This is a genomic window from Methylobacterium sp. E-025 (genome assembly GCF_022829705.1).
In the GTDB taxonomy this organism is placed as follows: Bacteria; Pseudomonadota; Alphaproteobacteria; order Rhizobiales; family Beijerinckiaceae; genus Methylobacterium.
On record NZ_JAKSYR010000199.1, the window covers coordinates 1 to 1,864 of the forward strand.

At 67.5% G+C, this 1,864-nt stretch carries 2 protein-coding genes; both read right to left on the reverse strand.

All coding sequences use genetic code 11. The annotated features are described in order from the left end of the window. Positions 1-894: 894 nt before the first annotated feature. Positions 895-1,317 (reverse strand): hypothetical protein, encoded by a 423-nt coding sequence (locus MKK64_RS27480; protein ID WP_243938909.1) that lies wholly within the window; start codon positions 1,315-1,317, stop codon positions 895-897. 4 nt (positions 1,318-1,321) lie between these two features. Continuing rightward, positions 1,322-1,864, reverse strand: a 543-nt coding sequence (locus MKK64_RS27485) for a recombinase family protein (RefSeq protein ID WP_243938911.1), incomplete at its 5' end; no start/stop codon positions are given.

The following is a 1,864-nucleotide window of genomic DNA, read 5'->3' on the forward strand; positions in this document are numbered from 1 at the left end:
AATCGTTTTCTGTTCGCTCAGAGCTTGGTTCGATCGACGATCGGATCGAGGCCGGGTGTGCGATGACCGGCCTTGGCATACCCAGGGCGCGACGCGTCAGCCCTCCAAGCTCAGGCAGTGCCACGACGTTGGCGTCCCAGGGCGCTTCCTCTTGCAGCCTGGTGAGCTGTGCGCTGTCGATGCGCCTACGGCTGCTGCCGACACGTACAGCCGCCATGCCGCGCACGCCGTTACGGTCGGCTCGACCTGGATCGGACCGCTTCGGAGCCGGCCAACCCGTGAACAGACGTGAGCCAAGCTGTGCGCGGAGGCTCACCTACCCCGGTAGGGGGGTGTCCAATCCCTGCGGGAATTCCGTCGCGGACCGGTTGTTCAGCACGGGAAAAATGCGCGCGAAATTGGCGGAAACTTTTTTTTGCAGCGGTGGATCGAGCGCGGATCGGCGACGTCGTGCGGGCGAAGCCGGCCACGCCGATCGGGATTTCGGACAACTGCCTTGCCATCCGGTGCGTCTGTCGAAGCGCGATGGATGTGTCGGGGGCGTACTCCGGCCGCAGGGTCGCGTCGCGTTCGGTTCCCCCGTTCGCAGCCACACACCGCCGCTCCTGCCGGCTGCCCAGCCGCCTAAGTGGTCCGTCATCGCCACGATGCCGAGCCGAGCCAACACAGGCGCTGTCGCGATCGGTCTGCGTCCTGACGGCGCCTCTCCAGCAAGGGAGGGGCGAGGCTGGGGCGTCAGGGGTGGAAGGGGGGCCGGGGGTCCAAGGGGGCACCTGCGTACCGGCCGAAGACGATCCGCTCGGCTGTCGTCGAACGCAAGCCTACCGACAGCCGAGGTACGACGGGCTGCACGATACCGATACCGGTCGCACTTCCGCCGGCGCGACAGCCGGGTCAGGGGCGCCCTTGAAACAGATCGCCCATCGCTCGCCTGCGAAACAAGGTTCGCCAGCGCCGGCGGCGGTGCTCCGGCCGGTCGTGGTTGATGTGGCAGCGCTGGCAGAACGCTGCGAGGTTCGCGGCCACGTTGTTGGCGGTGTCGTGATCGCGATGGGCCGTGGCGAGCACGACCCGGGTCGAACGGATCCCCCCGAGATCCTCGATCGTCGGCAGGGTCGAAAGGGTCCGGCCCTGGCCGTCACGCCAGGTGCCGGCCGCCGCATCCCACCAGCGGCCATCGCGTAGGCAGTAGATCGTCCGCCCATGCGGGCGTCCGCAGCCGTCGCAAGCCCCGCCGGCCCGATCGAAGCGGATCGTGGTCGAGAGCTGCGGCCAGTCGATCGGGTAGAAGAAGCGGTGCTCCGGGCGGATCGGCATCGGATCAGCTGGTCTTGGCGATCGCTGCAGCCATCGCTTGGCTACGCGCGCGGGCCTGCGGGAAGTAGCTGTAGAACGTGTCACGGCTGACCCCGAGCCGCTTGGCGATCGCCGCAATCGAGATGGTGCCGGTCTGGAGGAGGGCGCGGCCGACCTCGATGTCGGCCTCGGTCAGCTTCTTCGGGCGTCCGCCCTTCCGGCCGCGGGCCAATGCTGCCTTCAGCCCTTCCATCGTACGCTCACGGTTGAGGTTGAGGAAGTACTCCGCCATGGCACCGTGCATTTGCAGAGCGAAGCGCCCATGCGCGGTATCGCTGTCGAACTGCTCGGTCAGCGAGCGGAAGTGGATCTCCTTCAGTCGCAGGCTGTCGATGGTGCGCATCATCTCGACGAGCGACCGGCCGAGCCGATCGAGCTTCCACACCACCAGCACGTCGGTGGGTCGCAGGTAGGCGAGCGCCGCCTCGAACTCAGGCCGCTTGGTCCCGGCCTTGCCGGACTTCTTCTCCTCGAACAGCTTCTCGCACCCGGCCTTGGTCAGCGCATC

Coding starts and splice junctions, on each gene's coding strand:
- MKK64_RS27480 (WP_243938909.1), bottom strand. CDS start 1,317: ATGCCGATCCGCCCGGAGCACCGCTTCTTCTACCCGATCGACTGGCCG.